At 56.2% G+C, this 15,853-nt stretch carries 16 protein-coding genes; 9 read left to right on the top strand and 7 right to left on the bottom strand.

Going from position 1 to position 15,853, the window contains the following annotated elements; translation table 11 throughout:
* Positions 1 to 5 precede the first annotated feature (5 nt).
* The 6 genes from nusB to nrdR form a co-directional block, all read right to left on the bottom strand.
* Complete coding sequence (nusB, locus tag NK667_RS31130) at positions 6 to 506, bottom strand: transcription antitermination factor NusB (protein ID WP_054052342.1); 501 nt, start codon at positions 504 to 506, stop codon at positions 6 to 8.
* Complete coding sequence (gene ribH / locus NK667_RS31125; protein ID WP_003185938.1) at positions 503 to 979, bottom strand: 6,7-dimethyl-8-ribityllumazine synthase; 477 nt, start codon at positions 977 to 979, stop codon at positions 503 to 505. The genes nusB and ribH overlap by 4 nt, the downstream gene beginning before the upstream one ends.
* 248 nt (positions 980 to 1,227) lie before the next feature.
* Positions 1,228 to 2,319, bottom strand: a complete 1,092-nt coding sequence (gene ribBA / locus NK667_RS31120; RefSeq protein ID WP_054052341.1) for a bifunctional 3,4-dihydroxy-2-butanone-4-phosphate synthase/GTP cyclohydrolase II — start codon at positions 2,317 to 2,319, stop codon at positions 1,228 to 1,230.
* Positions 2,320 to 2,335: 16 nt separating this feature from the next.
* Positions 2,336 to 2,998 (bottom strand): riboflavin synthase, encoded by a 663-nt coding sequence (locus tag NK667_RS31115; protein ID WP_054616781.1) that lies wholly within the window; start codon positions 2,996 to 2,998, stop codon positions 2,336 to 2,338.
* Positions 2,999 to 3,044: 46 nt separating this feature from the next.
* Positions 3,045 to 4,178: a bifunctional diaminohydroxyphosphoribosylaminopyrimidine deaminase/5-amino-6-(5-phosphoribosylamino)uracil reductase RibD gene (gene ribD, locus NK667_RS31110; RefSeq protein WP_054052338.1), complete on the bottom strand. Its 1,134-nt coding sequence runs from the start codon at positions 4,176 to 4,178 to the stop codon at positions 3,045 to 3,047.
* The gene (gene nrdR, locus NK667_RS31105; RefSeq protein WP_003228656.1) at positions 4,175 to 4,639 is read right to left on the bottom strand and encodes a transcriptional regulator NrdR; all 465 of its coding nucleotides are present in this window, start codon (positions 4,637 to 4,639) and stop codon (positions 4,175 to 4,177) included. Before nrdR ends, ribD begins: the two co-directional genes overlap by 4 nt.
* A 127-nt stretch (positions 4,640 to 4,766) precedes the next feature.
* Here nrdR and NK667_RS31100 point away from each other — a divergent pair, with 127 nt between their 5' ends.
* The 3 genes from NK667_RS31100 to trxA all read left to right on the top strand — a co-directional run bounded on the left by NK667_RS31100 (position 4,767) and on the right by trxA (position 6,998).
* Positions 4,767 to 5,231, top strand: a complete 465-nt coding sequence (locus NK667_RS31100) for a hypothetical protein (RefSeq protein ID WP_054052335.1) — start codon at positions 4,767 to 4,769, stop codon at positions 5,229 to 5,231.
* On the top strand, positions 5,228 to 5,884 hold the full coding sequence (locus tag NK667_RS31095; protein WP_054616782.1) for a class I SAM-dependent methyltransferase: 657 nt from the start codon (positions 5,228 to 5,230) through the stop codon (positions 5,882 to 5,884). Before NK667_RS31100 ends, NK667_RS31095 begins: the two co-directional genes overlap by 4 nt.
* 241 nt (positions 5,885 to 6,125) lie before the next feature.
* A complete protein-coding gene (gene trxA / locus NK667_RS31090; RefSeq protein WP_054052330.1) occupies positions 6,126 to 6,998 on the top strand; it encodes a thioredoxin in 873 nt (290 codons plus the stop codon).
* A gap of 4 nt (positions 6,999 to 7,002) precedes the next feature.
* On the opposite strand, the gene NK667_RS31085 is transcribed toward trxA, so the two are convergent.
* Entirely contained in the window at positions 7,003 to 7,362 is a 360-nt protein-coding gene (locus NK667_RS31085; protein WP_054052328.1) for a hypothetical protein, read from the bottom strand.
* Positions 7,363 to 7,693: 331 nt separating this feature from the next.
* Between NK667_RS31085 and NK667_RS31080 the strand changes: the two genes are divergently transcribed.
* Genes NK667_RS31080 through NK667_RS31055 form a run of 6 tightly spaced genes read left to right on the top strand, consistent with a single transcriptional unit; the run spans position 7,694 to position 15,850 of the window.
* Positions 7,694 to 9,163, top strand: a complete 1,470-nt coding sequence (locus NK667_RS31080; RefSeq protein ID WP_413786164.1) for a UbiA family prenyltransferase — start codon at positions 7,694 to 7,696, stop codon at positions 9,161 to 9,163.
* On the top strand, positions 9,160 to 10,473 hold the full coding sequence (locus NK667_RS31075; protein WP_054052322.1) for an FAD-binding oxidoreductase: 1,314 nt from the start codon (positions 9,160 to 9,162) through the stop codon (positions 10,471 to 10,473). Before NK667_RS31080 ends, NK667_RS31075 begins: the two co-directional genes overlap by 4 nt.
* Positions 10,470 to 11,210, top strand: a complete 741-nt coding sequence (locus NK667_RS31070; RefSeq protein WP_054616784.1) for an SDR family oxidoreductase — start codon at positions 10,470 to 10,472, stop codon at positions 11,208 to 11,210. Before NK667_RS31075 ends, NK667_RS31070 begins: the two co-directional genes overlap by 4 nt.
* Before the next feature lie 38 nt (positions 11,211 to 11,248).
* Complete coding sequence (locus NK667_RS31065; protein ID WP_054616785.1) at positions 11,249 to 13,636, top strand: hypothetical protein; 2,388 nt, start codon at positions 11,249 to 11,251, stop codon at positions 13,634 to 13,636.
* Positions 13,623 to 14,561, top strand: a complete 939-nt coding sequence (locus NK667_RS31060; RefSeq protein WP_054616786.1) for an NAD-dependent epimerase/dehydratase family protein — start codon at positions 13,623 to 13,625, stop codon at positions 14,559 to 14,561. The genes NK667_RS31065 and NK667_RS31060 overlap by 14 nt, the downstream gene beginning before the upstream one ends.
* A 2-nt stretch (positions 14,562 to 14,563) precedes the next feature.
* Positions 14,564 to 15,850 carry an NAD(P)/FAD-dependent oxidoreductase gene (locus NK667_RS31055; RefSeq protein ID WP_054616787.1) on the top strand — a complete coding sequence of 429 codons (1,287 nt, stop codon included), beginning with the start codon at positions 14,564 to 14,566 and terminating at the stop codon, positions 15,848 to 15,850.
* Positions 15,851 to 15,853 lie beyond the last annotated feature (3 nt).

Raw genomic sequence — 15,853 nt, 5'->3', positions numbered from 1 at the left:
GCTTGTTAGCGCTTGAACGCCTTCACTTCAGCTTCACGCAGGCGCGGGGCCAGCTTGTCGAGTACGCCGTTGACGAACTTGTGGCCGTCGGTGGAACCGAAGACTTTCGCCAGCTCGATACCTTCGTTGATCACAACGCGGTAAGGCACGTCGACACGCTTGATCAGCTCCCAGGTGGACAGGCGCAGAACGGCCAGTTCAACCGGGTCCAGCTCTTCGATCGTAATGTCCAGGCACGGAGCCAGGGCAGTATCGATCTCGGTGCGGTGCGCCGGAACGCCGTGCAGGATGTCGTGGAAGTAGGCGGCATCGACATCGCTGAAATCGTTATCGACCCGGAATTGCGCTTCGATCTCGTTCAGCGACTGCTTGGCCATGTGCCATTGGTACAGCGCCTGAGTCGCGAGCTGACGGGCTTCGCGACGCTTGACGCTTTTCGATGGCTTGCCGGCATCCGCAGGCTTTGGATCGCGCGGGTTGAACTGATCGCTGTCGTCGCTAATCACTTGGCCTCCAACTGTGCCAGCAGGCTGACCATTTCCAGGGCGGACAGGGCAGCTTCAGCACCTTTGTTACCGGCCTTGGTGCCGGAACGTTCGATGGCTTGCTCGATGGAATCAACGGTCAGCACGCCGAATGCGACTGGAACGCCGAACTCCATGGACACCTGGGCCAGGCCCTTGGTGCATTCGCCCGCCACGTATTCGAAGTGCGGAGTACCGCCACGAATGACCGCGCCCAGGGCGATGATTGCCGCGTATTCGCCCTTCTGAGCGACCTTCTGCGCAACCAGCGGGATTTCGAAGGCGCCAGGCGCACGGATGATGGTGATGTCGCTTTCGCTCACGCCATGGCGAACCAGGGCATCAACTGCACCGCTGACCAGGCTTTCAACGACGAAGCTGTTGAAACGGCCCACTACCAAAGCGTAGCGGCCTTTAGGGGCGATGAAGGTACCTTCGATGGTCTTCAGGGTCATTCGTTAGATCTCTTAAAGAGCCGGGACGCGTTTTCTACGCGTCCCTCAGTGATATTTGAACCGCGAATACAGCGTCGGAAATCGCACATCGGTGTTCACTTGCGCATCTTTGTGGCGAGGGAGCTTGCTCCCGCTGAGCTGCGTAGCAGCCCCTCTTGTGGGCGCTGCGCACCCAAACGGGAGCAAGCTCCCTCGCCACAATAAATCAAACATGCCTTGAGCGAACAACGAGGCCAAAACCCGGCGTCTTATTCGGAGGGCACGTATTCTACAACTTCCAGATCGAAACCGGATATCGCATTAAATTTCATTGGCGCACTCATCAGGCGCATTTTGCGTACGCCCAGGTCCCGGAGGATCTGCGAACCGGCACCGACAATGCTGTAGGTGGTCGGTTTTTTCGCCGGGATGTGCTCCGCGGTTTCGCGGATGTGCGCCAGCAATACGTCGCCATCGAGCGGGTGTCCGAGCAACAGCACCACGCCGCTGCCCGCCTCAGCAACCGCGGCCATGGCGGCGCGCAGGCTCCAGCGGCCCGGTTGCTTGACCATCAACAGGTCGCGCAATGGGTCCATGTTGTGCACCCGGACCAGCGTCGGCTCTTCGGCACACACGGTGCCCAGTGTCAGGGCCATGTGCACGTCGCCTTCCACGGAATCACGATAGGTCACCAGGTTGAATTGGCCCAGTTCGCTGTCCAGCGGCTGCTCGGCAATCCGCTGAACGGTACGTTCGTGGATCATCCGGTAGTGAATCAGGTCGGCGATGGTGCCGATCTTGATGTTGTGTTCGGCGGCGAAGGTTTCCAGCTCAGCGCGACGGGACATGGTGCCGTCGTCGTTCATCACTTCGCAGATCACGCCGCTCGGCTCGAAACCGGCCATGCGCGCCAGGTCGCAGGCAGCTTCGGTGTGGCCGGCGCGAGCGAGGGTGCCGCCCGGTTGCGCCATCAGCGGGAAGATGTGGCCCGGGCTGACGATGTCTTCAGCCTTGGCATCCTTGGCGGCGGCAGCCTGCACGGTGCGTGCGCGGTCGGCGGCGGAGATGCCGGTAGTCACGCCAGTCGTGGCTTCGATCGACACGGTGAACTTGGTGCCGAAACCGGAACCGTTGCGCGGTGCCATCAATGGCAGCTTCAACAGTTCGCAGCGTTCGCGGCTCATCGGCATGCAGATCAGGCCACGGGCGTGCTTGGCCATGAAGTTGATGTGTTCAGGCTGGCAGCACTCGGCGGCCATGATCAGGTCGCCTTCGTTCTCGCGGTCTTCGTCATCCATGAGGATGACCATCTTGCCTTGGCGGATGTCTTCAACCAGTTCTTCGATGCTATTGAGCGCCACAAGGCACCCCCTTGAGTCAGGATTTGAGGTAGCCGTTGGCGGCCAGAAAGCTTTCAGTGATGTTCCCGGATGTCGGCTCTGCGGCCTTGTCGCCCAGCAACAGGCGCTCCAGATAACGTGCCAGCAAGTCCACTTCCAGATTCACCCGGCGACCCGGCTGGTACGACGCCATGATGGTTTCGCTCAGGGTGTGGGGAATGATGGTCAGCAAGAACTCGGCGCCATCGACTGCGTTCACGGTCAGGCTGGTGCCATCGACGGTGATCGAGCCTTTATGGGCGATGTACTTGGCGAGGTCTTTCGGCGCGCGGATACGGAATTCCACAGCGCGAGCATTCTCGGTGCGGGCAACCACTTCGCCCACGCCATCGACGTGACCGCTGACCAGATGCCCGCCAAGGCGAGTGGTCGGGGTCAGGGCTTTTTCCAGGTTGACCGGGCTGCCGCTTTTCAGGTCATTCATGGCGGTGCAGTCGAGGGTTTCACGGCTGACATCCGCCGCAAAGCCGTTGCCTGGCAATTCAACCGCCGTCAGGCATACGCCATTGACCGCGATGCTGTCGCCCAGTTTGACGTCGCTCAGGTCGAGCTTGCCGGTTTCTACGTAGACCCGCACATCTCCGCCTTTTGGGGTCAATGCACGAATACTGCCGATGGATTCGATGATGCCGGTAAACATGAAGTCCTCCTCGAGAACAAAGCCGTCGCGTGGCGCAGGCCGGGAATTATACGCTCGCTGCCGGCACAGGAATGGCGATGACTCGCCAGTCATCGCCAACCGCGCGAATTTCGGTGATTTTGAGCTCAGGCGCATCCTTCATTTGCGCCAGCGGCCAGTCCAGCAACGGGCGGGCCGTAGAGCCGAGGAACTTGCCCGCAATGAAGATCTGGAATTCATCCACCAGACCTAGCTGGGCAAAAGCCCCGGCGAGGCGCGGACCCGCTTCGACCAATACTTCGTTGGTCCCACGGTTGGCCAGTTCGACCAGCAGTTTGCGCAGGTCCACCAGACCATCGTCGCCAGCCACGATCAGGCATTCCGGGCCATTGGCGTACTGTTCTTCAATCGCCATGCAGGTGGCGACCAACACCGGGCCAGCCTTGAAGAACGGCGCATCCAGCGGCACGCGCAGACGACCGTCGATCAGCACCCGCAGCGGCGGACGGCTCATGGCCAGGGCAGTTTGCTCGGCGTCCAGGCCCAGTTCAGCGGCACGCACGGTCAAACGCGCGTCATCCGCCAGCACCGTGTCAGCGCCAGTCAGCACCACACTCGCCTGGGCGCGAAGGCGTTGTACCGCCGAACGTGCGGCAGGGCCGGTGATCCATTGGCTTTCGCCACTTTCCATCGCCGTGCGCCCGTCGAGACTCATGGCCAACTTGACCCGCACGAACGGCAAGCCGTGTTCCATGCGTTTCAGGAAACCTTCGTTGAGCTTGCGCGCTTCGCCTTCCAGCACGCCGCTTTCAATGGCGATGCCGGCCTGGGCCAGACGCTGCATGCCGCGACCAGCGACCGACGGGTTCGGGTCCTGCATCGCCGCGACCACACGGGCGAGGCCGGCATTCACCAGCGCATCGGCACAGGGCGGCGTGCGGCCATGGTGGCTGCACGGTTCGAGGGTCACGTAAGCGGTGGCACCCCGAGCCTTGTCGCCTGCGGCGCGCAAGGCGTGAACTTCGGCGTGGGGTTCGCCGGTGCGCACATGCCAGCCTTCGCCGACAATCTGCCCGTCCTTCACGATCACACAGCCAACCCGTGGGTTGGGATGCGTCGTGTAGTGACCTTTGCGCGCCAGTTCGAGGGCGCGGGCCATGTAATGGGCGTCGAGGATGGCTTGTTCGGGGGGGGTGGTCATTCTTTCACCGGCTCACGGGCCAGGCGATCGATCTCTTCGCGGAACTCGTTCAAGTCCTGGAAGCGCCGATACACGGAGGCAAAACGAATGTAGGCGACTTCGTCGAGCTTTTGCAGCTCGGCCATCACCAGTTCACCGACCACGAGGGATTTGACCTCACGCTCGCCGGTGGCGCGCAGTTTGTGTTTGATGTGCACCAGCGACGATTCGAGGCGCTCGACACTCACCGGGCGCTTCTCCAGCGCCCGCTGCATGCCGGCGCGCAGTTTTTCTTCGTCGAACGGCTGACGGCTGCCGTCGGTTTTGATCAGGCGCGGCAACACCAGTTCGGCGGTCTCGAACGTCGTGAAACGCTCGCCGCAGGCCAGGCATTCACGCCGGCGGCGCACCTGTTCGCCCTCGGCGACCAGACGCGAGTCGATGACCTTGGTGTCGTTGGCACCGCAGAAGGGACAGTGCATGGTGGCAGGCAACAAAAAAAGGGAGGGCCATGGTAGCGCATCCCCGTGGCAAGACAAGCCATAGGGTTTGCGGTATACAGACGAGCTATATGTTTGATTCATGGATTTCACCTTGCTGGAGCCACACATGTCGCTACGACCGCTCGTCCTGCTCAGTGTTTTAAGCCTGCTGGTGGCCTGTGGCAGCGATGCGCCCAAACCCCAGCCGCCGACACCCGGCCCCGCGCCGCAACAGGCGCAGAAGAAAGCCAAGGAATCAGCTGACCTCGGCCCGCTGCCGGCCTATCAGCGCGAATTGAGCGGTACCTTGCAGGGTGTGCCTGCCGGTGCCGAAGTCGAGCTGGCGCTGCTGGTGATCGACGATAAATCCCGTCCGCAACAATTGCTCGCCAGCTCCAGCCTGATCGGCACGAATCAGGCGTTGCCGTTTCGCCTGCGCTTCAACCCGGAATCCTTCCCGGTCGGCGCCCGCGTTGAATTGCGCGGCCGCGCCAGCCAGTCCGGCCAGTTGATCCTGCACCTGCCGTCGCAAACTATTAGCCAACCGACGACCCAGGCTTTGGGCCAACTGCAATTCGTCAAAGCCCCATGATTGCACCGCTCGACCTGCAACAGGCGCTCGGTGAACTGCTGGGAGATGCGCAGCTCGTCGCTTGTGCGTTACCGGACACCGACCTGAAACTCTGGCTGATCGACGGCGACAACATGGACCGCGCCTTCAGCCAGGACGAAATCCAGCGGATTCTGCATGAACCGCCGTACTGGAGTTTCTGCTGGGCCAGTGGCCTGGCGGTGGCGCGCTATCTCGCTGAGTTTCCGGAGTGGGTCAAAGGCAAGCGCGTGCTGGATTTCGGCGCTGGTTCCGGGGTGGCGGGAATTGCCGCGCTAAAAGCCGGGGCGTTGGAAGTGGTGGCCTGTGACCTGGACCCGCTGGCGATTGCTGCGTGTCGGGCGAATGCTCGGCTTAATGACGTAGAACTCAATTATTCGACGGATTTCTTTGCCGAGGCGGATCGCTTTGATCTGATCCTCGTCGCCGATGTGCTGTACGACCGGGCGAATCTGCCACTGCTCGATGAGTTCTTGAGTCGCGGCCAGGAAGCCTTGGTGGCGGATTCTCGGGTGAGGGATTTTCGTCATCCGTCGTACCGGCGCATCGAAATGCTGGAGGCGATGACCTTGCCTGATCTGGCCGAGCCTGAAGAGTTTCGGTATGTGAGCCTTTACCATGCGCGGCGCTCTTAAAAGCTTCGCGAGCAAGCCTCGCTCCTACAGGGTTTGTGGTGATTTCGAATTCGACGCGGACCCTGGGTTTGTGGTGATTTCGAAACCGGCGCAGGCCGGGGATTTATATTGATTTCGAATTCGACGCGGACCTGTAGGAGCGAGGCTTGCCCGCGAAGGCGTCCTGTCAGACTGCCCACACTTCCGGCCGCACCCCGCCAAGCCGTATAGTTGCCTCATTCACGCTTCCAAGAGATCCCCCATGAGTCAGGAAACGCCGTACATCTTCGACGCCACGACTGCTGATTTCGACCAGTCGGTGATCGAGAACTCTTTTCACAAACCGGTGCTGGTGGATTTCTGGGCCGAATGGTGCGCGCCGTGCAAGGCACTGATGCCAATGCTGCAAACCATCGCCGAGAGCTATCAGGGCGAGTTGCTGCTGGCCAAGGTCAATTGCGACGTCGAGCCGGACATCGTCTCGCGCTTCGGCATTCGCAGCCTGCCGACCGTGGTGCTGTTCAAGGACGGTCAACCAGTGGACGGTTTTGCCGGTGCACAACCGGAATCCGCGGTCCGCGCCATGCTTGAACCGCATGTGCAGATGCCGCCACCGGCTGCGGCCGATCCGTTCGAGCAGGCTCAGGCGTTGTTCGATGACGGTCGTTACGCCGATGCCGAAGCGGCGCTGGTGCTGATGCTCACTGAGGACAACACAAACGCCAAGGCGTTGATCCTCTACGCGCGCTGCCTGACTGAACGCGGCGAACTGGACGAAGCGCAAACCGTGCTCGACGCGGTCAAGAGCGATGAGCACAAAGCAGCGTTAGCCGGAGCCAAGGCGCAGATCAAGTTCCTCGGTCTGGCGCGTGATCTGCCGGATGCCGCCGACTTGAAAGCGCGCCTGGCGAAAGATCCGCAGGACGATGAAGCGGTGTATCAACTGGCGATCCAGCAACTCGCTCGCCAGCAGTATGAAGCGGCGCTGGATGCACTACTGAAGCTGTTCATCCGCAACCGCAGCTACAGCGAAGGCCTGCCGCACAAAACCTTGCTGCAGGTGTTCGAACTGCTGGGCAATGATCATCCGCTGGTGACGGTGTACCGCCGCAAGATGTTTGCTGCGCTTTATTAAGCCCTCATTCGATCCAGCTGTAGAGCGGCGTATCCCCGCCACTCACCACTTTCACGTCCGAACTATGGCGCAAGCGCACCAGCAAGCGCTTGCCTGCCGTCGCGCTACCGGTCAGCCCTTCAAGCTGATCAAGCAGATCCGGGCCACTGAGCTGCCCGGCCTTGCGCAACAGGTCTTTGGCCACCTGCCACAGGGCATCGTCCTGATTCAGCGGTTTCGCCGCCACAGGCGCCGCAGCCGATGCTGCCTGTGCGGCCTGCAATGGCGCACCGAACTGCAATCCAAGCCGCGCCCAATCCGCTTCATCGAGCTCCAGGATCAAATCCACCGGCAGCTCGCCGACGGTTCCGCGTATCCGCAACATTAGGTTCGCTCCCGCATATTGTGACCTGCATGCTCCCACGGCAATTGCTCAGCGCCAAGCGCGCCGACAGCAAAGCACATCACCTCAGCGACTCAACGCTCACCGTTCAATTGAAAGAATATTCATTGCGCCAGCTGCGTCTCGCCCTATTTTTTTATTACACCATCCCCATAGCGATCCGGGAGTTGGCCTTGTTTCCAGAGTTTTCATCGCTTTAAAAAAAGCCACCATCATGATAAATTATTTCAAATAAATCCTGCCCGCTGTTTGCTAGCACCCGTTAAAGCCGACTGCCGTTTACCTAGATTCACTTTCGCTAGGGCGGTTTTGGCTGCCCATCGCTCAGGGAAGAACTCCTGTGACAGTCGATAACACTGCCCTTGCACCTCCATTGGTTGTTGATCTGGACGGCACTTTGCTGCGTTCTGATCTGCTGCTCGAAACCGGGATGGCATTCGTCCGGCACAAACCGCTGAGCCTGTTCAAGCCTATTCGTTGGCTACTCAAGGGCAAGGCTGCGTTGAAAGAAGGCCTTGCCAAAGCAACCCATCTCGACGTGACAGTTCTACCTTATGATCAGGAAGTCATAGCGCTCATCGAACGCGAGCGCGTAAAAGGCCGGACCATTGTGTTGGCAACCGCCAGCCACATTTCACTGGCTGAGCGTATTGCCGAGCATTTGCAACTATTCGATCAGGTATTGGCGTCGAACAGTGAACGCAACCTGTCATCGCATAAAAAACGCGATTTGCTTGTAGAGCTTTATGGCGCGCAAGGGTTTGATTACATCGGCAACTCGCTTGATGACATTGAAGTATGGAAATCAGCGCGTAGTGCATATGTTGTCAATCCTGAATCTGGCGTAGAGCGACGCGCTGCAGCCCATGGCAACGTCAAACAAGTTATCCAGTCAAACACGCCGGGGTTGAATCACTGGATGAAGGCACTTCGTCTTCACCAGTGGATGAAGAACGCGCTGATTTTTGTGCCTCTGTTCGCAGCACACCAAATAACCAATCCATTGCTGGTCTGGCAAGGCCTCGTGGCATTTCTGCTTTTCGGTCTTTGCGCGTCCAGCGTTTACTTGCTGAATGATCTTCTCGACCTTGCCGACGATCGCCATCATGCCTCCAAGCGCAATCGACCGTTTGCCGCAGGTCGACTCTCCATAAAGTCCGGACTGATCGCATTTCCTGCATTCCTTGCAACAGCCTTTATCGGCGCATTACTGCTGTTGCCCTGGCAATTCGCTGCCGTCCTGGCTGCCTATTACGTTCTGACGCTGGCCTACTCGCTGTCACTTAAACGGCACATGGCAATCGATGTCATCTCGCTTGCCATCCTTTACACCGTGAGAATCATTGCCGGGGCAGCCGCTACAAGCCTGGAACTGACGTTCTGGATCCTGGCTTTCTCGATGTTCATCTTCCTGAGCCTGGCGCTTGTCAAACGGTATGCGGAGTTGAGAGATGCGCGCAAAAAAGGGCACACCGAAAAGACCCGCGGCCGCGGCTACTACCCCGACGACCTGGAAATGATCTCATCGCTAGGCGCCTCCTCCGGATACCTGGCGGTCATGGTTCTCGCGCTGTATATCCATGATCAGTCGACGAACGCCCTCTACTCCCATCCGCAAGTGATCTGGCTTGCGTGTCCTCTGCTGCTCTTCTGGATCACTCGCATTTGGATGTTGACCCATCGCGGCCAGATGCATGACGATCCGGTTGTGTTCGCGGTACGCGATCGAATCAGTCTGATGGTCGGCGCGTTGTTCGCCCTGGTTTTCTGGATAGCAGCATGACGGACCGTCGCTACTCATGGGGGCGCTACCCCGATATCCCCCAAACGGCCCACGCGTGTAGTTGGCGCAGCGAAGTACCCGAGTTGATAAGTGCGGTGGCGACCGAGCACCACTCCACCCTTGCGTTTGGCAATGGCCGCAGCTACGGCGACAGCTGCCTGGCAATCACTGATCAGGTCATACAACTACGCACGCTCAATCGCTTCATCGAAGTGGATTGGGAGCACGGTATTGTAACGGCCGAAGCAGGTGTCACCCTTGCTGAAATTCTGGCGCTGAGCATACCGAAGGGATGGTTCCTGTCAGTCACCCCTGGCACTCAATTCGTAACACTGGGGGGAGCCATCGCCAACGATGTACATGGCAAAAATCACCATCTACGCGGAACATTCGGCAACCACGTTCACAGTTTCGGTTTACTGCGCCATGGGCAGCCGCCCCTGAACTGCTCGCCTTGCGAAAATCCCCAATTGTTCGCCGCAACCATTGGCGGTCTTGGCCTGACCGGTGTCATCACGTGGGCAAAAATCCAGTTGATTCCAATCAATTCGAGCCAGATCGACAGCACTATCGTGCGTTTCGAAAATCTCGCCGAGTTTTTCCGGCTTTCGGCAGAACTGGATCATTTGCATGAGTACAGCGTGGCGTGGATCGACTGTCTGGCAAAAGGAACCAAAACAGGAAGAGGCGTGTTCACAGTTGGCGATCATGCGCCCTATGGCTCATTGAGCGTCGAAAAACGTAAAAAACTGCATGTACCGGTCACGCCGCCATTTTCCCTGATCAACAATCTTTCCTTGCACGCGTTCAATGAAACCTACTGGCGCGTACATCCAGCGACCCCGTCACGTCGCAGGGTAAGTTATGAACCTTTCTTTTATCCGCTGGACGGGATACTTGAGTGGAATCGAATATACGGGCGCAAAGGGTTCCAGCAGTATCAATGCGTCATACCCGATGCTGTGGCTGAAGTCGCCATGAATGAGTTGCTGGCCGTGATTGCAGCTTTCGGTCAGGGCTCATTCCTCGCGGTACTCAAGCGCTGTGGCAGCGTCGCTTCACCGGGACTACTGTCGTTCCCGCTGCCAGGCACTTCACTCGCTCTGGACTTCCCGCAAAACGCAGACTTGACCGCGCTGTTCCAACGCATGGACGCCATTGTGCATCAAGCCGGTGGCAGGCTTTATCCGGCAAAGGATGCGCATATGAACGGTAACGACTTCCGTCAGGCGTATCCGGCCTGGGAACAACTGGAAGCACTGCGCGATCCGTCCCTACTATCCCGTTTCTGGAAACGAGTCACTTCATGAAAAAGGTTTTGATTGTCGGAGCAACCTCGTCCATTGCCAGCGCTTGCGCACGCCTGTGGGCCCAACAGGGAAGTGAATTTTTCCTGGTTGCCCGTAATGCCGAGAAACTTGAACAGACTCGTGCTGACCTAATCGCTCAGGGCGCCAAGTCGGTCAATGTGCATATGATGGATGCGGTGGACTTTTCCGCCCATCCGGCCATGCTGGAAAACTGCCTTGTTGAGCTGCGCCAGATAGATATTGCCTTGATCGCCCATGGCACGCTGCCGGATCAAAAAGCCTGCGAACAGGCCCCCGAAGTTGCACTTCAGGAATTCGCCAACAACGGCACGTCAGTTATTTCGTTATTGACCGTTCTGGCGAACCACTTCGAAAAACAACGTTGTGGCACCCTGGCAGTCATTTCATCTGTGGCTGGCGATCGCGGACGCCCCTCCAACTATCTGTACGGCACGGCCAAAGCGGCTGTTTCGACATTTTGCGAAGGTTTGCGCGCACGCATGTTCAAAGTCGGCGTTCACGTAATTGATATCAAGCCAGGTTTTGTGGATACCCCGATGACCAAAGGCTTGCCGTTGCCAGGCCCACTGGTCAGTTCGCCCGAAAAAGTCGCACAGCGTATCGTCAAGGGTATTGAAGGAAAGGTAGATGTTCTTTATGCACCAGGATTTTGGGCGCTGATCATGTTGATCATCAGAAACGTGCCTGGTTTTTTATTCAAAAGAGCAAATCTTTGAATACAGAGCAACTGCATATCAATCGCGGAACAAATTGAATGACGAACATTGAACAACACACAGCCGTAAACTTCCGTACATACAGAAATTTATTTACAACAGCCATTCGCCTTTTACTCGTCATCACGATTGCTTGCCTGTTCATTCCGTTTTACCCGAAAATGCCAGCGGCTGGCCTGGACAATTCGTGGATGTTCGGCATGAACGAGGCCATTGCGCAGCATATGGCATTTGGCCGTGATGTCATATTTACGTTTGGCCCGTATGCCTCGGTCTACACAAAAGAGTACCACCCCGCTACCGGATCTTTAATGCTGCTGGGCAGCGTGTTTCTTGCCTTGGCATATACCATCGGAACGCTGTTCCTGATCAATAAAGAGCGATGGTGCCTAGGGCTTGTTTACAGCCTTTTTCTGGCGAGCCTCGTCTACTCGCGCGACTCTCTACTGTTTTCTTTCACGCTGATCGTGGCCGCCAGTGCCTACAAGGCGATGATGTTAAAAGAAACAGGCTCCGAGAAGAGCAAGTCGATCAACCTCGCCCTGATCATTCTGCTTTTCAGCCTGGGCCTGCCTGCGCTAATCAAGGGTTCGATGCTGATTCTCTGCGGGGCAATTTCCATACTCTGTTTTCTGCTGTTCGTAATGAAGAAAGAGAAAGCACTGGCGGTCATGTCCCTCGCACTTCCGGCAAGCTCGATGATATTTTTCTGGCTTGTATCCGGACAGTCCATAAGTGATATGCCTGCATACATAGCGAACATGGGCCCTATTGCGTCAGGCTACACCGACGCGATGTCTTACGTTGGCAAAGTCAGCGAGATCTGGAATTATCTGCTGGCGTCAGCAGTACTATGCGCGGGGCTGTTCGCGAACAGAAGACAGTTCAAACCCGAAAACATGTTCTTGTGGTGTATTTTTTCTGTCTTTCTGTTCCTGGCATTCAAGGGTGGTTTTGTCAGACATGATGGGCACGCTTCAATGGCGGCCATTTCCTTGATAACAGCCGCACTTATTTACCTTTCGGTAACAAGCAACAAGCTCAATCTGGCGGTCGCAGGCTTATGCATCCTTGCGAGTTTTTACATCATCAATAACTACGTAAAAACCAACACTGCCTTCCTCAAACACAATATCGTTCAAACTTACACCAAGGCATACGAAGGGATATCCAACAGTCTTGAAGACAGCCATTGGCTGGACAAGAAATTCAGTGCTGCAGTCAACAATATCAAAGAATCTGCGAACCTCCCGATTCTTCAGGGAACAACCGACATATACTCTTACAGCCAGTCCGACTTAATCGCCTCGGGCAACCAGTGGAATCCGCGTCCAATCCTGCAAAGCTATTCCGTCTATACCGAATCTCTGGCCATAAAGAACAGAGATCATCTGCTCGGAGCCAACGCACCCGACAACATCATTTTTAGTGTGGAACCTCTGGATCACAGATTCCCGGCCCTCGAAGACGGGACGAGCTGGCCAGCGTTGTTAAGTAACTACCATCCGACAATGTTGCGGGCTGATAATCGCCTGTTTCTGGCGAAAAACCCGACGCCGACCAATGATGCCAATCCCACGACCATCCAGAGCGCAATCCACCACTTAGGTGAAGAGATCTCTGTCCCTGACATGGCGTCTCCAGTATTTGTCGAACTGGACATCAAGCCCAACCTGTTTGGACACCTTGCCAATATCTTGTTCAAGTCAGCACAACTGAAGATAAAAGTTACGCTGACGGGCGGCCAGAGCCAGGAATACCGGCTCATATCGGGGTTCACTAAATCGGGCTTCATCATTTCGCCACTTGTGGAAAACACCAGCGACTTCGGCATGCTGTTTGGCGACTCATCGTTCTACGAGCACAAGCGGGTCAAGTCATTCAGCATCGTTCAAGTAAAGGGCAAGACAACTTTCTGGCAAAATGAGTTTTCAGTGAAGTTTAAAAGCCTCGATCTGCCACCGCCAATCGATCTGAAAAAGCTTTACACCTTTGACCCCGTCACGGATGCACAGTCGGACCCGCAAAAAGCGCCTGATAGTTACTGCTTGGGGGTTATTGATCTGGTCAACGGAGTACCACCGACGAAAGCCATGGCGACTTCCAGTCTTCTGAGAGTCGATGGCTGGCTCGCGACGTCGACAGCCGAGGGACCGCGACCTGCAACGCCGGTCATCGTGCTTTGGAACAAGAATGGCCAGGTGAAACTGATATATACACGTGTATCGATGCGGCCTGATGTTGGCGCCGCACTCAAGAACCCTGATCTCGATAAGGCGGGCTACGTCGCTAATGCAGACGTTTCCGGACTTGATGGCGAATACTCTCTGAGCCTGGGATTCAAAGAGGCGGACCAGGTAAAAATCTGTCAGCCATCCCAAAGCATTGTAACCATTGGCAAGCGGACAACTCATGCAGACAAATAAAATCATATTACCGGGCGGTGCTGGCCTGGTTGGGCAAAATCTGGTTGCCCGCTTGAAAGCCAAAGGCTACAACAACATCGTTGTTTTGGATAAGCACCTGAAAAACATCGAAGTGTTGAAGAGAGTCCAGCCTGACATCACGGTTGAGTTCGCAGATCTGGCAGAGCCGGGCCAATGGCAGCGACACTTCGTCGGTGCCGACGTGGTGGTGATGTTGCAAGCCCAGATTGGCGGCAACGATTACCAGGAGTTCATAAGGAACAACGTCGACTCAACTCGTTTGATTCTTGAGGCCATCAAGGCTAACGACGTACCGCGACTCGTCCATATCAGCTCTTCCGTTGTAGAGTCGGTAGCGGACGACTTTTATACCAGGAGCAAGAAAGATCAGGAGCAGATGGTGCTGGAAAGTGGCATTGCGTGTCCTATCCTGCGGCCTACCTTGATGTTCGGCTGGTTCGACCGTAAGCATTTAGGTTGGCTTTCCCGCTTCATGAAAAAAGTGCCGGTTTTTCCAATTCCAGGACATGGCCGATACATGCGCCAGCCCCTGTATGCGGGGGATTTCTGCAATGTCATCATCAACTGCATTGACAATCGGGAGCATAACGGAATCTACAATATTTCCGGCCATGAGAAAGTTGACTACATTGATATCATTCGTGAAATCAAGAAAGCCACGCGATTGAAAACGCCAATAGTAAAAATCCCGTACAGCTTGTTCTATGCGCTGATCTGGATATGGGGCCAATTTGATAAGAACCCGCCATTCACCACTCAACAGTTAGCCGCCCTCAGCGCCAAGGACGAGTTTGAGGTGATTGATTGGCCAACCATCTTCAATGTCCCGTTTACTCCGTTTGCCAAGGCAATAGACGAGACCTTCAACGACCCTAATTACAGCAAATTCGTACTGGAGTTTTAACCATGGGCCAGCGTATTGCTGTTCTCGGCGCGGGCCCTATGGGGTTGGCTGTTGCTTATCAATTGGCGCGCGACGGCCACAACCCGGTTGTATTTGAAGCCGACGACCGTGTGGGGGGGATGACCGCCTCGTTCGACTTTTCAGGATTGAGTATCGAGCGTTATTACCATTTCCATTGCATTTCCGACCATGCATTTCTTACCGTACTCTCAGAACTGGGCTTGGCCGACAAGATGCACTGGGTCGAAACAAAGATGGGGTACTGGTATCAGGACCAACTCCAGCCTTGGGGCAATCCGATAGCGTTGCTGAAATTTCGCGGTCTCGGTCTGATCGCCAAGATTCGCTACGGGCTACATGCGTTTCTTTGCACCAAACGCAACGACTGGAAGCCTCTCGACAATGTTGAAGCGACCGGCTGGATCAAGCGTTGGGTGGGCCCTCAAGCATGGGAAGTACTCTGGCGGCGCTTGTTCGACTACAAATTCTATGACTACAGCGACAACCTTTCCGCTGCCTGGATCTGGAGCCGGATCCGCCGAATCGGTCGCTCTCGCTACAGTCTGTTCAAGGAAAAGCTTGGCTACCTTGAAGGTGGCTCAGACACTCTTCTTCGCGCACTGAAAGCCGATATCGAGGCCAATGGCGGCGATATCCGCCTGCAAACGCCTGTAACCCGCGTGGTGATCGAAAACGGCAAAGTCCAAGGCGTTGAAGTCGGTACCACGGTAGAGGCATTTGATAAGGTCATCAGTACGATTCCGTTGCCTTTTGTGCCCCGGGTCATGCCGGATCTGCCAAGCGAAATTCTCGCCAAATACAAGGCTGTGAAAAACATTGCAGTCGTTTGCGTCATCGCAAAATTAAGCAAACCGGTGTCAGAGAACTTCTGGTTGAACACCAACGATCCTGAAATGGACATTCCAGGGTTGGTGGAATACTCGAATCTACGTCCTCTGGATCAGCATATTGTGTACGTTCCGTTTTACGTACCTGGAGAGCATCCAATGTTCTCGGAACCTGATCAGGCCTTCCTCGACAAAGTTCAGCGTTATCTCAAGAAGATCAATCCGGCACTGCAGGATGAAGATTTCATTGAGTTGCGTGCGAGTCGGTACCGATATGCCCAACCTATCTGTGATCCGGGCTATCTGGAAAAACTGCCTCCTGTTTCTCTCCCCATTGAAGGATTGTGGGTGGCAGACACGTCCTACTACTATCCGGAAGATCGGGGCATTTCCGAGAGTATCGATTTCGGTCGTCAAATGGCGCGAGATATTTCTTCGTGATAC

Source organism: Pseudomonas nunensis (assembly GCF_024296925.1).
GTDB classification, from domain to species: Bacteria; Pseudomonadota; Gammaproteobacteria; order Pseudomonadales; family Pseudomonadaceae; genus Aquipseudomonas; species Aquipseudomonas nunensis.
The sequence above is the reverse complement of the archived record's forward strand: the minus strand, read 5'-3'. Positions and strand labels throughout refer to the sequence as shown.